23 protein-coding genes and 1 pseudogene are annotated in these 15,755 nt (G+C 62.5%); 18 read left to right on the forward strand and 6 right to left on the reverse strand.

Going from position 1 to position 15,755, the window contains the following annotated elements; genetic code table 11:
- The 4 genes and pseudogenes from BMW76_RS37965 to BMW76_RS37980 form a co-directional block, all read left to right on the forward strand.
- Positions 1-766 (forward strand): annotated as a pseudogene (locus BMW76_RS37965) (toprim domain-containing protein); the annotation flags it as partial.
- Positions 767-800: 34 nt separating this feature from the next.
- The gene (locus tag BMW76_RS37970) at positions 801-1,034 is read left to right on the forward strand and encodes a hypothetical protein (RefSeq protein ID WP_245763561.1); all 234 of its coding nucleotides are present in this window, start codon (positions 801-803) and stop codon (positions 1,032-1,034) included.
- 103 nt (positions 1,035-1,137) lie between these two features.
- Positions 1,138-1,329 carry a hypothetical protein gene (locus BMW76_RS37975; RefSeq protein WP_090873871.1) on the forward strand — a complete coding sequence of 64 codons (192 nt, stop codon included), beginning with the start codon at positions 1,138-1,140 and terminating at the stop codon, positions 1,327-1,329.
- A gap of 41 nt (positions 1,330-1,370) precedes the next feature.
- Positions 1,371-1,709, forward strand: a complete 339-nt coding sequence (locus BMW76_RS37980; protein ID WP_218162586.1) for a hypothetical protein — start codon at positions 1,371-1,373, stop codon at positions 1,707-1,709.
- Between the two features lie 88 nt (positions 1,710-1,797).
- On the opposite strand, the gene BMW76_RS37985 is transcribed toward BMW76_RS37980, so the two are convergent.
- The 4 genes from BMW76_RS37985 to BMW76_RS37995 are packed head-to-tail and all read right to left on the reverse strand — an operon-like array spanning position 1,798 to position 3,182.
- Positions 1,798-2,016, reverse strand: a complete 219-nt coding sequence (locus tag BMW76_RS37985) for a DUF7706 family protein (RefSeq protein ID WP_090873872.1) — start codon at positions 2,014-2,016, stop codon at positions 1,798-1,800.
- Positions 2,017-2,037: 21 nt separating this feature from the next.
- On the reverse strand, positions 2,038-2,184 hold the full coding sequence (locus tag BMW76_RS41550) for a hypothetical protein (RefSeq protein ID WP_177200624.1): 147 nt from the start codon (positions 2,182-2,184) through the stop codon (positions 2,038-2,040).
- Positions 2,181-2,492, reverse strand: coding sequence for a ribbon-helix-helix protein, CopG family (locus BMW76_RS37990; protein ID WP_090873873.1), 312 nt, complete (start codon positions 2,490-2,492; stop codon positions 2,181-2,183). The genes BMW76_RS41550 and BMW76_RS37990 overlap by 4 nt, the downstream gene beginning before the upstream one ends.
- Positions 2,493-2,531: 39 nt before the next feature.
- Positions 2,532-3,182 carry an AAA family ATPase gene (locus BMW76_RS37995; RefSeq protein WP_090873874.1) on the reverse strand — a complete coding sequence of 217 codons (651 nt, stop codon included), beginning with the start codon at positions 3,180-3,182 and terminating at the stop codon, positions 2,532-2,534.
- Between the two features lie 1,203 nt (positions 3,183-4,385).
- Here BMW76_RS37995 and BMW76_RS41555 point away from each other — a divergent pair.
- Together BMW76_RS41555 and BMW76_RS38015 are read left to right on the forward strand one after the other, a co-directional pair.
- Positions 4,386-4,796 (forward strand): hypothetical protein, encoded by a 411-nt coding sequence (locus tag BMW76_RS41555; RefSeq protein WP_177200625.1) that lies wholly within the window; start codon positions 4,386-4,388, stop codon positions 4,794-4,796.
- Positions 4,797-5,301: 505 nt separating this feature from the next.
- Positions 5,302-6,057 carry a replication initiation protein gene (locus BMW76_RS38015; protein WP_090873877.1) on the forward strand — a complete coding sequence of 252 codons (756 nt, stop codon included), beginning with the start codon at positions 5,302-5,304 and terminating at the stop codon, positions 6,055-6,057.
- 181 nt (positions 6,058-6,238) lie between these two features.
- On the opposite strand, the gene BMW76_RS38020 is transcribed toward BMW76_RS38015, so the two are convergent.
- Both BMW76_RS38020 and BMW76_RS38025 read right to left on the reverse strand, forming a co-directional pair.
- Positions 6,239-7,291, reverse strand: coding sequence for a phage portal protein (locus BMW76_RS38020; RefSeq protein ID WP_090873878.1), 1,053 nt, complete (start codon positions 7,289-7,291; stop codon positions 6,239-6,241).
- On the reverse strand, positions 7,291-9,069 hold the full coding sequence (locus BMW76_RS38025) for a terminase ATPase subunit family protein (RefSeq protein ID WP_090873900.1): 1,779 nt from the start codon (positions 9,067-9,069) through the stop codon (positions 7,291-7,293). The genes BMW76_RS38020 and BMW76_RS38025 overlap by 1 nt, the downstream gene beginning before the upstream one ends.
- A 151-nt stretch (positions 9,070-9,220) precedes the next feature.
- Between BMW76_RS38025 and BMW76_RS38030 the strand changes: the two genes are divergently transcribed.
- The 12 genes from BMW76_RS38030 (at position 9,221) to BMW76_RS38080 (ending at position 15,703) form a co-directional block, all read left to right on the forward strand.
- Complete coding sequence (locus BMW76_RS38030; RefSeq protein ID WP_090873879.1) at positions 9,221-10,258, forward strand: GPO family capsid scaffolding protein; 1,038 nt, start codon at positions 9,221-9,223, stop codon at positions 10,256-10,258.
- A gap of 41 nt (positions 10,259-10,299) precedes the next feature.
- The gene (locus BMW76_RS38035) at positions 10,300-11,310 is read left to right on the forward strand and encodes a phage major capsid protein, P2 family (RefSeq protein ID WP_090873880.1); all 1,011 of its coding nucleotides are present in this window, start codon (positions 10,300-10,302) and stop codon (positions 11,308-11,310) included.
- Positions 11,311-11,324: 14 nt separating this feature from the next.
- Positions 11,325-12,011: a phage terminase small subunit gene (gene gpM / locus BMW76_RS38040; RefSeq protein ID WP_090873881.1), complete on the forward strand. Its 687-nt coding sequence runs from the start codon at positions 11,325-11,327 to the stop codon at positions 12,009-12,011.
- A gap of 102 nt (positions 12,012-12,113) precedes the next feature.
- Complete coding sequence (locus BMW76_RS38045) at positions 12,114-12,605, forward strand: head completion/stabilization protein (protein ID WP_090873882.1); 492 nt, start codon at positions 12,114-12,116, stop codon at positions 12,603-12,605.
- A complete protein-coding gene (locus BMW76_RS38050; protein ID WP_016038428.1) occupies positions 12,605-12,811 on the forward strand; it encodes a tail protein X in 207 nt (68 codons plus the stop codon). The genes BMW76_RS38045 and BMW76_RS38050 overlap by 1 nt, the downstream gene beginning before the upstream one ends.
- A 14-nt stretch (positions 12,812-12,825) precedes the next feature.
- Entirely contained in the window at positions 12,826-13,167 is a 342-nt protein-coding gene (locus BMW76_RS38055) for a putative holin (RefSeq protein WP_090873883.1), read from the forward strand.
- Positions 13,168-13,170: 3 nt separating this feature from the next.
- Positions 13,171-13,437, forward strand: a complete 267-nt coding sequence (locus BMW76_RS38060; RefSeq protein ID WP_090873884.1) for a phage holin family protein — start codon at positions 13,171-13,173, stop codon at positions 13,435-13,437.
- A gap of 1 nt (position 13,438) precedes the next feature.
- Entirely contained in the window at positions 13,439-14,239 is an 801-nt protein-coding gene (locus BMW76_RS38065) for an N-acetylmuramidase domain-containing protein (RefSeq protein ID WP_090873885.1), read from the forward strand.
- Positions 14,236-14,688: an Rz-like lysis system protein LysB gene (gene lysB / locus BMW76_RS42340; protein ID WP_090873886.1), complete on the forward strand. Its 453-nt coding sequence runs from the start codon at positions 14,236-14,238 to the stop codon at positions 14,686-14,688. The genes BMW76_RS38065 and lysB overlap by 4 nt, the downstream gene beginning before the upstream one ends.
- Positions 14,582-14,812 carry an Rz1-like lysis system protein LysC gene (gene lysC / locus BMW76_RS41715; RefSeq protein WP_245763562.1) on the forward strand — a complete coding sequence of 77 codons (231 nt, stop codon included), beginning with the start codon at positions 14,582-14,584 and terminating at the stop codon, positions 14,810-14,812. The genes lysB and lysC overlap by 107 nt, the downstream gene beginning before the upstream one ends.
- Positions 14,805-15,257 carry a phage tail protein gene (locus BMW76_RS38075; protein ID WP_090873887.1) on the forward strand — a complete coding sequence of 151 codons (453 nt, stop codon included), beginning with the start codon at positions 14,805-14,807 and terminating at the stop codon, positions 15,255-15,257. Before lysC ends, BMW76_RS38075 begins: the two co-directional genes overlap by 8 nt.
- Complete coding sequence (locus BMW76_RS38080) at positions 15,245-15,703, forward strand: phage virion morphogenesis protein (RefSeq protein ID WP_090873888.1); 459 nt, start codon at positions 15,245-15,247, stop codon at positions 15,701-15,703. The genes BMW76_RS38075 and BMW76_RS38080 overlap by 13 nt, the downstream gene beginning before the upstream one ends.
- The last annotated feature ends 52 nt before the right edge of the window (positions 15,704-15,755 follow it).

Consider the following 15,755-nt stretch of genomic DNA (forward strand, 5'->3'; position numbering starts at 1 on the left):
GACCGAATACGTGCTCTCTGCGCCCGTGCTGCTCGCCGGCGAGGATGTGCCCGTGCGTTCGCTGCATGGAAAGCTCGTGCGCACCAACCTCACCGGCAAGAAAGGCCCGATGCTGCCGCGTGATCTGCCGCGTTTCCCCGTGCGTCAATGGCTGCAATACCTCGCCGAGCTGGACCGCGACACCGTGCTCGACAAGTACGAAGAACTGCGCGCGCACTGCCTGAAAAAGAGCTGCGGAAGCGGCGACGATGAAGGCGGGAAGCGCATGGCCTCGAACTATGCCGCGCTGCTGCTCGCATGGGGCTATCTGTGCGACTTCGCCGGCATCCCGACCAACGCCGGCGCGTTTGGCGACGATGTGCTCGCCGAAATGAATCGCCACATCACCGAGACGAGCGCCGATCGCTCGCCGTGGGTATGGATTCTTGAAACGGCCCTGTCAGAAATCGACGCCGGCTCATTCCGGCATCCGTTCAAATTCGACGATGTTGACGGCGAAGATTGTTTGCTCGTGCGGCCGGCTCACATCATGGATCACATTGCCGGCTCGACGAGCCTGCGCGAGAAGTGGAACGCCCTGCCCGTCAAAACGCCGGCCGTGTTTCGCCGGCAATTGCTCGCGGCCGGCGTCACTGTCGGCGACAAGGAAATCGAACGCACGATCCACTCGAAACGCGTGCAACACCTCACCCCGCTCTCGCTCAAGCGCCTCGCCGGCTTTGGCCTGTCTGTCGCTCGCGATATGAACCATGTGCGCGAGAACTGAAGCGGGCAAGCGCGGCGATCCGCGCATCGATACCGTGCAGCTCGCCGGCATGCTGCCGCACGACGCCACGTTTCGCGAATGGGTGGCGCTCTTTACGCCCCACATCGAAACCGTGACCGAGGCGCAAGCCGCGCAATTTATCCGCCTCGTCTGCGAGATCGAATCGCGTGCCGAGCTGGCGACCAACCGCGAAGCCGCGCGACGCTTTCACACCATCTTGCGACGCACCTTTGTCGCATGGCGTGATGCACGACACCGGGCGCGATAGGAAGGCCGCCGGCGCGTCGCCGGCCGGCCGCCCTGCCCTGCCCCTTGCCTTACCCCTTCCGGCCGCTCGTGCGGCCCGCCAATCGACCGAGAAAGGAGAAACGATGCAAACCATTAAACCCCGCGCGAAATGGCTGAAAGGCGGCGACGCGCCAATGTGGGAGCTGTCGCACCCGCACACGACCGTCAAAGTATGGTCGGCACTGCCCCGCGACGGCGCGGCGATGCTTCTCGATCGCTATGTCGTGCCGAATCTGGCCGAGCTGGCGCGCAGCTCGAACGGGGGCGCGGCATGAGCTACGGCGAGGCGTTGAAAAAGACGGCGTTGTTTATTCCCGTGTCGCTGATCGACCGCGGACTATGGCGCGCGATCGGCGAGCACGCCGGCGAGCTGCTTGTCGCACTCGTCGCGCTCGTCGGCCGGCTCGGCGCGATCGCGCTCTATCCCGTGGCCGTGCCGATCCTCGCCGCGCTCGTCGTCGCGGCCGAGCGCGCGAACGAGCGCGAGCGCGATCGCGTTGCGCGCGAGCTGGCCGCCGAGTGGGAAGGCACGCACCGCAAAAATGTCCGAATGGACACGGCCGAAACCCTTGCCGGCGATCGCCGAGCACATCGCACCGCAAACCTGTCCGAATACCCGATCGAGCTGCGCGCCGGCGAGACGACGAGCGCATGAAAAAAGCCGCTGGCGCTTCTGGCGCCGGCGGCTCGATGAATTCCCCCTGCCTGACCTTTTGGCCGCCTCGTGCGGCCTTTTTTTCGGCCTACCTCGGCGCGTATCCGGCCGAGCGCAATGCCGCTTGCAACTTCGCAACGGCGTCGCGCATCACATAGGCCTCGTCGTTGTCGACCGAGCACGAGCGGAGATCGGAAAACGTGATGCGCTTGCACAACTGCGCGAGCGCGACGGCCTCGGCGTCGCTCATTTCCGAATAGCCCTCGGCCGTCGCGTCGTCGGCGATCGCGATTTTCAGATGCGTCATTCAATTCCCCTTTTCACACGGTTAATGTTCGAGCCAACCGATCGACTCGACGCAAATCTTTTCGTCGTCGACCCGGCACGTATCGGTCGCGTCGGCGACCACCTGCCAAGCCGACGCGCACGCGATTTCAAGCGCCGCGACGATCAAGACCACGGCGGCGACTCTCATGCCCCCTCTTTGCTCTTGAGCCAATCGGCGCACGCGTCGGCGATCGCTGCCGCTCGGCTCAGACCTCGCGCGGCGGCCGCCTCATCCATGCGGGCAAGGATCGCCGCGTCAATGGTCAAGCTGATCGGCGTTTTTCGCGTGCTCGATGCGACGGCACGCGCCGGCGCGGCCGGCGTCGGAGCTGCAACCGGAGCCGGCGCGGCCGGCGCGGCGACGCCCTGCCCTTTCGCGTCGGGCGCGCTGTTGATGAATTTTTCAATCGCTGCTGGATCGGCCTTTGCCGGCGTCGGCCGTTTCGTGATGCCCATTTGCTATTACCTCGCTATCAACTCGATATTTACTTGATATTAACTTACCGTCGACATGGCCGAGAAAAACGCCCCGCGAAGCCGATCGATTTCGGCGCATGCGCGCTGGTCGCGTCGTTTCATTTCCTCGACGTGCAAGCCCGCGCCGCTCGCGTTCGCAAAGGCCTTGCGATCGCTCACGCGCACATCAAGCAACTCAAGCCCCGGATACTCGGCGACCGCCTCGGCCGCCTCGCGGTTATCCGCGCTCTGAGGGTCGGCCCGATTCACGAACGCGAATGCGCGCAAGTCGGCGACCGCTCGCGACTCGTCGACGATCTGCGCGATATCAGCCAACGCCCACACGTCGAACGAGCGAGGAAGGAAAGGAATGAGCACGGCGTCGCTGACCGTGAGCGCGGCCCGCAACGCGGTCGAATCACGGCCGCCGGCGTCGATCACGACATGATCGTAATTGCCGCGCTGTTGCATCACCTGAGCGCGCAGCGTTGCGCCCTCGGCATAGGCCGACGCGGCGATCATCGGCTTGCCGCTGTCGGCGCGCGCCGTGATCGCGCTGATGCTCGTTTCCTGCCGATCGCCGTCGATCAACCAGACCCGCGCCCCCTCGATCGCCAACCCTAGCGCGAGCTGCACCGCACACGTCGACTTACCGACCCCGCCCTTGCTATTCCCGACCGTAAAAATCATTTCTCACGCTCCAATAAGGTTCGTATTACCTTCATCGCATGTTGATATCAACTTGCTATAAACACGATACCAACTGAATACCGATTATATATTCATTGCAACTTGATATCAACGCAATATCAACATGATCGGCGGCCGGCGAGGGTAGGGCGGTCGCGATCGCGCCCGCGCCCGCGTCGCGCGCCCGCGTCGACCGTGCGGCCGAGTAGGGAAGGGCGGCCCCTGCTCTCGATCGAGCTGCGCGCGCGACGCGGCCGGCGATCGCAGCTCGTCGACGTGCGCCTCGATGCTCGGCCGCCGGCGCTGGCCGCCTCGATCGACCGCGCGCAGCTCGTCGACGGCCGCCAGAAAGCCGGCGATCGAGCGGCCGACCGACGCCGGCCGCGCCGTTTCGCAAGTCGGCACAGGCATTTCCAAAAACCCGAGGATTTCGGCCCTGTTTCGCACTAAGTCTTTGATTCTTGAGCAAACACCATCCTCGACCGACCCCGTTTTTTCCTCGGATGCACCCGTTTTTTCCTCGGCACCGTTTCGCCGGTTTCTATACTCTCTCTCTTATTAAGTTATTGAAAAGAAAGAAAGAAATAGGCATTGAGAAGAAAAAGCGCGCGCACTCAGACACGAACCCGGATTCACTCGGTTTTTGCACCTGCCTATTTTTTAATCCTCGGATTCCTCACCCGGAAAAGGGCTCATCCGAGGATTGCCGAGGGGGGTGAAATCCTTATGCGACAAGGGTTTCAGGCCGATCCCCTCGGCATCCTCGTATCCTCGTGAAAATCTCCCCCTACCCCCCGACTTGCGATGAAAGCCCGCTCTTTTCGTCGCTGTCGATTCATCCGGCCGGCGCGCAGCTCGAAACGCAGCTCACGCGCATCGAATCGCATCACGCCGGCGACCTCGAAATCGCCGCGAAGGCCTTGCCGCAAGGCGCTCGGCCGGCCGGCGCTCGACCGCATCAAAAGGGGCGACCCAAGAACAGGCCAGGCGCGGAGGGGTGACTGCGAAATTCGGGCAAGGATCGGGCGCATGGCGGCCCCGTAGGGCGGCCCGCTCCCTCGACCCCGGCCGACCCCTTGCCGGCCCCGTAGCGGCCCCGTGGCGGCCCTGCTCGCGCCTCGGCGACCCCGCGACACGTCGACGGAACGGCGGGCGTGCAGAAGGGCGGTTAACCACTGTATGCCCGTACAGTATTCTTGCGGAATGAAACACGACGACGACACCGACGCCCGCGAGCTGTACGCCGAGCGCGCGGCGATCATGGAATACGACGCCGGCATGCCCCGGCACGCGGCCGAGTTTTACGCGTGCGTCGCGGTTTGGCGCTATTGCGAGCGCACGGGCGCGGCACCGCCTCGCCTCGACGACTATCGCTTGCTGCACCGGCATTTCACGGCGTCGACGCCCCGCGAGCCGAGTGAGAAGGGCGACGGCGAGGATCACCCCCCCTCTCTGCTGAACATTCGGGCATGCGTGCATCACAGGTGCATCCGGCATGGATCGCACGCGATCCGACTTGAGCGGGCGACGTGGCGCGAAGCGACGCGGCGGGCGCGATTTATGTCGGCCTTAGCGGCCGGCGCGGCATCGCCGCGTCGGGCGGTTAGGCCATAGCCTCGCATGCGCTCGCCGCTCGATGGGTTTCTGAGAGAGTCGCGTGCAGCTCGCCGAGCTGGTCGTAAGCTGCCGAGGGTAGAGCACCACGGCCGCGCCAACGTGCGCGGCCCTCGTTCGTCTGGATATGGGTTTGATCGTGAAGTGTCGCGCCGCTAGGCGCGCACTTGTTGCCCCTCACGGGGCGGAGCGCGAAGCGCGGGGGGGTGGGGTTAAAACCGGCCGCGATCGCTTTGCCTCGCGTGCGGTTTCTTAGTTTTACGTTTTTACCGTTTTAAAAACGTTTTAGGCACCCTCGGAGCCTTGCTGGGCGGGCGTTTCCGGGCGCTATGGTGTACAAATCCCCGGTTCTATTGGGGCAAAACCCCGGTTCAAGGTGTACAAATCCCCGGTTTATGGGACAAAACCCCGGTTCTATCCACAGGTGTACAGCAAAATTTGCTTGCACCAATACACACATTGGGACACAATCCGACGCTGCACCAATAACAGGGGAAGCGTCCCAATGAAAGCACCTCGCGCGGCTGTCGCTCTGAACCCGGATGCGCTGCTATCCGACCGTAACGTGAACATGAGCAACGCGCTCACGCGCGCGTCGCACGGCCTCGGCCTCGCTGAGAAACGCCTGATCGCCTCGTGCATCGCGAAAAACGACTCGATGCCGATGGCCGAGATTCATCGCAAAGGCGCGTGGACGGTTCGCCTGTCGGCGGCCGAGTATGCCGAGACGTTCGAAATCGGCCTCGATTCGGCGTATGAGCAATTGCAGCAAGCGGCCGATAGCCTGTTCAATCGGTACGTGCGCACCGTGCAGGAAACGCCGAAAGGCCCGAAAGAAATCAAATTCCGATGGGTCGGCAAGGCCGAGTATCACAAGGGCGAGGGATGGGTAGAGCTGCACTGGTGGCATGAAGTCGTCCCGCACCTGTTCGGACTGCGCCAACAATTCACGTCATACAAGCTCAAGCAAACGGCCGCGCTGCGCTCGGCGTACTCGTGGCGGCTGTATGAGTGTTTCAAGTCGTGGGCGGGCAAGGGGCGCTATACGCCAAGCATCGAAGAATTTCACCGCGCGATGGATGCGAAAGAGAGTCACCGCGCGAACTTCAAAGAGCTGCGCCGGCGCGTGATCGAGCCGGCCGTGACCGAGCTGATTGAGAAAAACGGTTTGTTGATCGAGTGGACTACCGTGAACGCCGGCCGCAAAGTCGTCGGCCTCGACTTCAAATTCAGCGCGAACCCGCAAACCTCGCTTTTCTGAGCTAGTTAACCGGGCGTTTGCCCCAATAACAAAACGCTTTCATTGTGTAACTACTTGTAAGTTAGCGCGCGTTATTGGTGCAACGTCCCGGCTTTTATTACCTTTTGTAAGCTGTCCGTGGCAATTTTGTAATACGCGCCGAGGGTTAACCCTCGGCTTTTCTATTGGGGCAAATCCCCGGTTACTTCGCCGGCGCGGCGCTCGCGACGCTGTACGGCGTGAAGCGCACAACCTCGTCGCCGATCCACTCGTTGAGCTGTTCGAAGCGCCGTTGCAGGGGCGCGATTTCATTCACACCGAACACCTCGGCGGCCTTGTCCGTCGCGCCGAATCCGCCGGTATTGCTCGGCACAATCCCCATGAGCTGAGGCGGAATGCGATGCGCCGCGAGCAAGTCGTCGCGCGTGACATTCTTGATGTTGAAAAACTCGTCTTTCGCCGTGACCTCGGAAACCGGAATGAGCTGGATACCGTCTTTCTTGCCGTTCGGCGCATACATGAAAAGGTTTCGGAAATTCCCCGGCCCCTTGCTGTTTTTCAACGCCTCGCGCATCTTGTCGACATCGCTTTGACTCTGCGCCGCATCGGTCATGTACAGGATGAAACCGGCGTGCGATCCATTCTCGTAATACTTGCGACGAAAGAGCGTCGCCGACTCGTTCAACCATGCCGAGTGCAGCGCGCCGAGATATTCGGGCAAGCCGTACACCTCCTGATTAATGTCGGGTTCCATCAAGTGATGCACCGAACCCGGCTCGAACTCGTGTTCGATCTGTTGATAGCCGTTGAGCTGCACGAAGCGTTGCAAGTCGATCCGCCGGCGCACGTATTTCGACGGCGCGCGTTTGAGCGCGAGCGTATTGCCGATCATTGCCTTTCGCCGCTCGATGTACGCATTGCCGAACGTGAGGAAATCGAGCGCCCACTTGTCGAATTCCTCGCGCGTGAGCAACTTGTGCGGAATGAACGTCGACGAGAGCACATTGCGTTTGAAGTAGATCGCCGAGCCGTGATGCACGCCGGCGCGAAACGTCTTTGCAAGGCCCGACCATGACACCGGCGGCTCATACCAATCGCCGGCCGCCCATGCTTGCACGTAGTCAAGAATTTCGGCGCGATCCATCACCGGCACAGGATCGTCGAAAGTGAAGGCCTCGGCCCTTGCCGGCGTCGACGTGGCCGCCGGCGTCGTGCTCGATGCGTGATAGTTGCTGCGCTGCTTACGCTTGCTCATTAAGAGAACTCCATAAAGCCGGTATTGTTTGCGGTTACACCCTCTAGCGGCTCGTTATCGAGCGCGTGCAGGCATGCCCAAGCTAAGTCGGCGTGCCCTGTTTCCTCGCTGCGGCTCGCCTCGTATGTGACCTTTCGGCCGCTGGCCGTCATCGTTTTCCGAATGGCCATGAAGGATTGCGCCAAGTCTGTCCAACCGGCATCGAATTCGAGCCGGCCCTTGCCGATCACCGACAAGCCTTTGAGCACGAGACGCCCCTTGATTTCGGGCGAATAGTTGAGCGCGACCGCGCTCGGATAGAACTGTTTGACGAGCTGATAAACACCCTGGCCGATGCCTGTCGTATCGATCGACATATATTCGACGTTGTATTGCTGAGTGATCTGTCGAATCGCCTCGGCTTGCCCCTCGAAATCCATGCCGCGAAATTGGCACTTGTGCAACACGCGGAATTTGCCCCCCGGCACCGCCGGCGGGGCGACGACGACAAGGCCGGCCGAGTCGCCGGAAAGCGCTGGATCGTAGCCAACCCACACCGGCCGGAAACCGAAAGGGCGGGGCGCGAGCGGCTTGAAATCGTCGGCCCATTCTTCCCACGAGTCGACCATGCAGCGTTGCAGCTCGGCGAGCGGAAAGATCGACGCGGTATCGTCGATAAACTGGCACATCAACAAATTCGCGTATTCCTGCGCGCTGTACTCAAGGCGCAGCTCGTCGATATCGAACAAGTCGCAACCGCCGGCGACGGCATCCTCGACCGTTACGATCTGGCGAAACTGTCGATCCTCGCAAAGCCGGCCGCGACCGAGCGCCGAGTGCGAAATATCGAGATGAATGTGATCGGCCTTTGCGCGGCCCCTGTTGTAGTGCTCGCCACTCCAGAAGGTGTAAGCCTCGTGCGTGATGCTCGACGGCGTTGAAAAATAGGTCTTTCGCCATTTCTTGTGCATCGCCATGCCCGATGCGACCTTGTTGAGCTGGCGAAACCCGCTCACCCAAAAATACTCGTCGAAATAGAAATTGCCGTGATAGCTCTGCGCCGTTCGCGAGTTAGTGCCGAGGAAAATCAACTCTGCCATGTTCGGCAGAATGATCGGATCGCCCGTCAATTCGACCTCGGCGGCCTCGGCGGCAAACTGCCGAATGTACGACTTGAAAACGTGCGCCTGCGCCTTGCTCGCCGAAAGGAAAATCTGATTGCGCGCAGTCTGCAAGGCGTCGTCTAACGCCTCGCGTGCGAAATAGAACGTCGCGCCGATCTGCCGCGACTTGAGAATGTTGCGCGTGCGCTGATGGCCGTTTCGATACCACACCTTTTGATAGCCGAACTGGCAATCAAGAAAGGCCTCATGAAGCCGTGCGATCTGCTCGTCGCTGAAATCGTTGCGGGCGGCCTTTTCTTTACGGGGCGCTTTGTTGCGCGCCTCGATGTTCGGGTTTAAGTCGCTCTCTTTCCCCGTTTCGCCGTACTTGCGCACGCGTGCAAGCCGCTCGACCTGACGGCCGAGCAAGTCAATCTCTTTGAAGTCGCTGCCCGTCTTTACCGGCTTGGCAATGAGCACCGCGAGGCGCGTTTCAAGCGACGACTCGATGCGCTCGATCGGCGCGGCCTTATCCCACTCGTCGCGCTGTTTCCATGCCTCGACGGTCGCGCGTTTGAGCTGCAAGTGCTCGGCGACGGACGTGATGCGCCAACCCTGCCAGTAGAGCGCGCGCGCAATCCGGCGAGGGTCGGCATTCGATTCGAGTGCGGGGGTGATATCGGCTGTTTCGATCATGCCGGCAAGTTTCGCGTGTCGCGCGCGCGCAAGCACGCCCGCCTATGTGTACCCGACACGCGAACAAACGTGAAACGTTGAGCGCTTGCGGCCGTGATCGCAAGATATCAACTCACGCTGAACCCCCCTCGAACCCGTTGGAGAACTAACAATGCAATTTCGCAAGCTGTCGCTCATGTCGCTCGCCGTCGCGGCGATCGCGCTCGCTGTCACGATGGACGCAAACGCGGCGACGCTCGCCGCAAGCGCCGTTTTCAATCACGCCGATGCGCTCTCGTTTCTGAGCGGGCACGGCATCACCGGCGCGGCCGGCCTCGGCGCTATGGCGATCGGCTCGACCGCTGCGGCCGACGCGACGAAGCTCGCGAAATCCAAGATGTTCCGCATCGCCGTCGAAGGCGCGACGACTGACGGCCGCGTGATCGAGCGCGCATGGCTCGAACAGATTGCCGCGAACTACTCGCCGACGAAATACGGCGCACGCGTCAACCTCGAACACTATCGCGGCATCGTGCCCGATGGCCCGTTCAAGGCATACGGCGACGTGCTCGCGGTCGAAACGCGCGAACTCGACGGCGAATTCGCCGGCAAGCTCGGACTGTTCGCGCAAATCGATCCGACTGCCGAGCTGGTCGCGATGACGAAGGCGAAGCAAAAGATTTACACCTCGTGCGAAATCGACCCGTCATTCGCCGACACGAAACAGGCGTATCTGATCGGCTTGGCCGTGACCGATAGCCCGGCAAGCCTCGGCACCGAAATCCTTTCTTTCGCAGCTCAGAACCCGGCCGCCTCGCCGTTCGCCGGCCGCAAGGTATCGCCGACGAACCTTTTCACGGTCGCCGATGAAACCGTGATCGAGTTTGAAGAAACGGCACAACCGGCCGTGCTGCCGGCACTGCTGTCCCGCGTGAAAGAGCTGTTGACGGGCGCAAGCAAGAAACAGGCGGCCGACGACACGCGTTTCGCTGACGTGGCGCAAGCATGCGAAGCGCTCGCGACGCACGGCAACGAACAGGCGGCATCGATCGCCGCGCTCACGAAGCAAGTCGCCGAGCTGAGTGCGGCACGCGAAGCCGATCGCAAGGCATTCGACGAGCTGCAATTGCAGCTCTCGAAAACCGAGAGCGGCGTGCAACGCCCCGCGTCGACCGGCTCGGCCGGCGGCACCGTCACGACCGATTGCTAACCCGGCAATCACTCCCTTTCACTGCCCCGGAGAAACACCACATGCGTAAAGAAACCCGCTTCGCGTTCGACGCTTTCCTCGACGCGATCGCCAAGCTCAACGGCATCACGAACGCGACGCAGAAATTCGCCGTCGCGCCGAGCGTGCAACAAAAGCTCGAAACCCGCATTCAGGAATCGAGCGACTTTCTCAAGCGCGTCAATATCATCGGCGTGACCGAGCAACAAGGCGCAAAGCTCGGCCTCGGCGTCGGCTCGCCGATCGCGAGCACGACCGACACGAGCGTAAAGGATCGCGAAACGTCCGATGTGACCGACCTCGACGAGAACGGTTACAACTGCACGCAAACGAATTTCGATTCGCACATCACGTATGCGCTGCTCGACGCGTGGGCGAAGTTTCCCGACTTTCAGACCCGCATTCGCGACGTGATCGTGCGCCGTCAAGCGCTCGACCGCATCGCGATCGGCTTCAACGGCAAGACGCGGGCGAAAACGTCCGACCGCGCGGCAAACCCGCTGCTGCAAGACGTCAATAAGGGCTGGTTGCAACGCATGCGCGACCAAGCCCCGCAACGCGTGATGGATCACGGCGCGACGGCCGGCAAGGTGAAAATCGGCACCGGCGGCGACTACGCGAACCTCGATGCGCTCGTCGTCGATCTGGTCGCGAGCATGATCGAGCCGTGGCATCAAGACGACACGGCGCTCGTCGTGATGTGCGGTCGCGGCCTGTTGCATGACAAGTATTTCCCGCTCATCAACAAGCCCCAAGCACCGAGCGAAATGCTCGCCGCTGACGTGATCCAGAGTCAGAAGCGCATCGGCAATCTGCCGGCCGTGACCGTGCCTTTCTTCCCGGCTAACGCCGTGCTCGTGACGAGTTTCGACAATCTCTCGCTGTACTACCAAGACAGCGCACGCCGTCGCACGATCGTCGACAACGCAAAGCGCGATCGCATCGAAAATTTCGAGTCGTCGAATGATGCGTATGTCGTCGAAGACCTCGGCCGCGCTGCGATGGCCGAGAACATCGAAATCGTTACGGCGTAAAGGAGCGCGACGCGATGACTAGCCCCGCTCAACGCCACTTTCAGCGCGTGTCGGCAAGCCTCGCGTCGGCCTCGGCCGGCGAAGGCGAAACGATGGTCGGAAGCGCTTACGAGCTGATGCTTGCGAAACTCGCGATCGATCGGCGTCGACTCAAAGATATCAAGTCGATCGCGCGAAAAATCGAAGTGAAGCGCGCCGAGCTGCTGCCCGATTACGTTGAATACGTGGCGGGCGCGCTCAGTGGCGGGCGGGGCGCTCAAGACGATGTATTGACGACCGTGATGATCTGGCGCGTCGACGTGGGCGACTTCGCCGGCGCGCTCGATATCGCCCGCTACGCGATCGCGCACCGGATGACGCTGCCCGATCAATACGACCGCACGCTTGCGACTGCGATCGCCGAGGAATTCGCCGAGGCGTCGCTTGCATCGTTCAAGAAAGAAGCAATCGCGATTCGCGTCGACGGCGCGCAGCTCGCCGAAGTCGCGCAGCTCACCGAGTCGCACGACATGCACGACCAAGTGCGCGCCAAGCTGCACAAGGCAATCGGTTACACGTTCGAGCGCGACGGCGACTTGCCGGCCGCACTCGAACACCTGCGCCGCGCGCTCGACCTCGACGAGCGCGCCGGCGTGAAACAGGACATTGCCCGCATTGAGAAAGCGAGCAATGCGGCCGGCACCAACGCCGGCCGCACGTAAAGAGCCCTCCCCGGCCTGGGCGGCGCCGGCTGACGATCGCAACACCTGAACGGCAACGCGATCCGACGCCGGCCCACCGCCCACCTTTTCAGAGCTGAAGCCATGACGAGTTTTAACGCGATCGAATCACCGACCCTCACGCCCGAAACGGCCGCGCCGGCCGACGAGCTGCGCGTCGAAAACGTCGCATGGTTTCCCTCGATCGACCTCGCGCATATGCGCGAAGCCGTGCGCCTCACCGGCACCGTCACAACGGCGCGACTGCGCGATGCCGCGATCGCCGCGATCGACGAAGTAAATCGCGAGCTGGCGAGCTGGCGCGCGTCGCACGAAGCGGCCGGCGTCGCATCGCTCGCCGAGCTGCCGGCCGACTCGATCGGCGGCGAAAGCGTGCAGCTCGCGCGCTATCGCCGCGCCGTCTATTTCCTCGCGCGTGCAGACCTCACCGAGAAGTATCGCGATTTCGATAGCACGAAGTCGGGCGCGAACGACGCCGACGAGCTGGTGACGACGATCGACGCCGATCGCCGCAACGCACGCCAAGCGATCAACGACATGCGCGGCGTCGCGCGCTCAACGATCGAGCTGATCTGATGCGCGTCTATGCACGACAAGGCGATACGGTCGACGCCCTCTGTTTTCGCTACCTCGGCCGCACGAAAGGCGTCGTCGAAACGACCCTCGAACAAAACGCCGGCCTCGCCGATTACGGCCCCGTGCTGCCTCACGGCCTCGCGGTCGACTTGCCCGATCCGCCGAGCGATCAAACAACGATCCAGCTCGTCAACCTTTTCGATTAACCGGAGTCGCCAAAATGGCCGAACCTAGCACCACCACCGTCGCCGCTATCTCGGCCGGCATTGGCTTTGCAAGCCTGTTTCCCGGCATCGACGGCAATGCGCTCATCGGCGCTTTCACGGGCGCGGCGCTCGTCGTCGTTACCTCGAAAGACCTGTCGCTTGCCAAGCGCTTCGCCTACCTCGTGATTTCGCTGATCGCCGGCTATCTGGCCGCGCCCGATGTTGTGAATCACACGCCGATCACGAGCACGGGCGTTGCGGCTTTCTTTGCCGCTGCACTGGCGATCACTGTCACTCTGCAACTGATCGAGCGCATCAAGTCTTTCGACCTGCTCGCGCTGTTTCGTAAGGGCTGACCCATGCACAACCCTCTCGCACTGATCGCATTGATCGCGTACAGCGTCGCGGCGCTGCGCATCCTGTTCTATCGCCGCGACGGCGCGCGGCATCGTCGCCATGTGTCGTGGCTCGCGTGGCTGATCCTCGTCGCGCTCGGCGGCTCGGCGATCGAGCTGGCCGTGCATGCGAAATCGGTCGGCTATTTCGAAGCGGCTCGCGCCGTTCTTTTCACGGTTATCGTTTTTGGCGCACGCGGCAACGTTGCGCGCCTGTTGCGGAGTGCATGAAATGATTCTGAGAAAGGGCGATATCGGCGACGAAGTTTTGTTGCTGCAAAAGCGGCTTACGCGCGCCGGCTTTCCCGTGGCCGAGACGCACGTTTTCGACCATGACACCGAATCCGCGGTTATGTCGCTACAGAAGGCGCGCGGCCTCGTGATCGACGGCATCGCCGGCCCGAAAACGATGATCGCCTTACCGGGCGTTGCACTGCCTCGACACCTGACCGACGATGACCTCGTGAAAGCGGCCGACACGCTCGGCGTATCTGTCGCGTCGATCCGCGCGGTCAATGAAGTCGAATCACGCGGCGAGGGTTTCATCGTCGACGGCCGGCCGGCGATCCTTTTCGAGCGGCACGTTTTCTACAAGCGCCTCAAGGCGAAAGGCCTCGACGCCGACGCGCTCGCGGCGAAGTATCCGAACATCGTATCGAGCACCGCCGGCGGATATGCGGGCAAGGCCGCCGAGTATGTGCGCCTCGCGACGGCCGAGCGCATCGACACCGACACCGCGCACGAGTCGGCGAGCTGGGGCGCGTTTCAAATCATGGGCTATCACTGGCAAGCCCTCGACTATCCGAGCATCGCCGATTTCGTCGCGTGCATGAAGCGAAGCGAAGCCGATCACCTCGACGCGTTCGTGCGGTTTATCGCGGCCGACACGGCCTTGCTTTCCGCGCTGAAGGGTAGGAAGTGGGCGGCGTTCGCCAAGGGCTACAACGGCCCGGATTACGCGCGCAATCTGTACGACGCAAAGCTCGCACAGGCATACACGAAATATGCCGAGCGCGAGAAGGCGGCCGCATGAATCCGATCGCCGCTCGCCTCGTGCCGATCGCGCTGCGCGTCGCTGCGATCGCGCTCGTCGTGCTCGCGATCGCGGCCGGCTGGTTTTACGTGCGCGAGCTGCGCGCCGAGCTGGCGCACGCGCAAGACGAAGCGCGCGAGGCGCACGAGACGGTCGGCCGGCGCGATGCGACGATCGCCGACATGCAGAAGAAAGAGCGCGAGCACGCGAAGGCGCTCGCGCAGCTCGAAGCGAAGCGCGCCGGCATCGCCGCGAGCCTCGCGCAGTCTGAAACCGACTTTGAGGCGTTGAAACATGAAAACGAAGCGTTGCGCGCGTGGGCTGATGGCGCTTTGCCTGACGATGTTGTGCGGCTGTATGGCCGCCCCGCGATCACCGGAGCCGACGAGTACCTTGCAATGCGCGCCCGTCGCGCGCTGCACGCTGCCGGCGACGGCCCCGCGCACTAATGACGAGCTGCGCCGCGCGCTCGATGTGACCGAGGCGGCATGGGGCGAATGTGCGGCCCGTGTCGATCTGATCGTCGATTGCCAATCGAAAGCCCTTTCTCTCACCGCCCCCGACCATGAATAAGGCGAACAGTCTGCGCAAGGCGCTCAATGCGGCCGTGCCCTCGCTCGTGAGCGATCCCGACAAGCTGCTCGTGTTTATCGACGCCGGCAACATCATTGCGACGGGCGCGGCGTCGGGTTCATTCGATTACGCCTATACGCTAAACGTGATGCTGCTCGATTTCGCCGGCGACGCCGATATCGTGTTCGCTGCGCTGATCGCGTGGATCAAGCGCAATCAATCCGACTTGCTCACAAACGACGATCTGCGCAAGACGGGCATATCGTTCGAAGCCGACCAACTCACGCAAACAACGGTCGACCTCTCGATCAAGCTCAAGCTCACCGAAAGCGTCGTCGTCGGCACCGACGATGCCGGCGCGCAGACCATCACGCACGTCGACGAACCCGTGCCCGAATGGGAAACGAGCGGCCTATACGATCCGGCGGCGCAATGGACGAACTAAGCGCCCTCGAATCGTGGGCGGGCGGCTTGCTGTCGCAGCTCACGCCGGCCGCTCGGCGCGCTGCGCTGCGCGACGTGGCGCGCGAGCTGCAACGCAGTCAACGCACGCGCATCGCGCAGCAACGCAACCCGGACGGGAGCGCATACGAGAAGCGCAAGCCGCGCCCGAAACACCTGCGCGACAAGGCCGGCCGCATCAAGCGTGCGGCAATGTTCGCGAAACTGCGGCAAGCGCGCTATCTGCGCGCCGACATGGATTCGCAAGGCCTCGCGATCGGATTCGCCGGCCGCGTTGCACGCGTGGCGCGCATTCACCAATTCGGCGGCACCGATCGCGTCGCGCCGAGCGGCCCGCAATATACCTACCCTGCCCGCGTGCTGCTCGGATTCACCGATGCAGACCGCGAAATGATCCGCGACGTAGTGCTCAAACACATCGCGCCTTAACCGTTCGGCCCCCGAAGTTTGTACCCGACACGCTAACAAACGCAGCGTGTCG

This window comes from Paraburkholderia diazotrophica (assembly GCF_900108945.1).
Classification (GTDB): Bacteria; Pseudomonadota; Gammaproteobacteria; order Burkholderiales; family Burkholderiaceae; genus Paraburkholderia; species Paraburkholderia diazotrophica.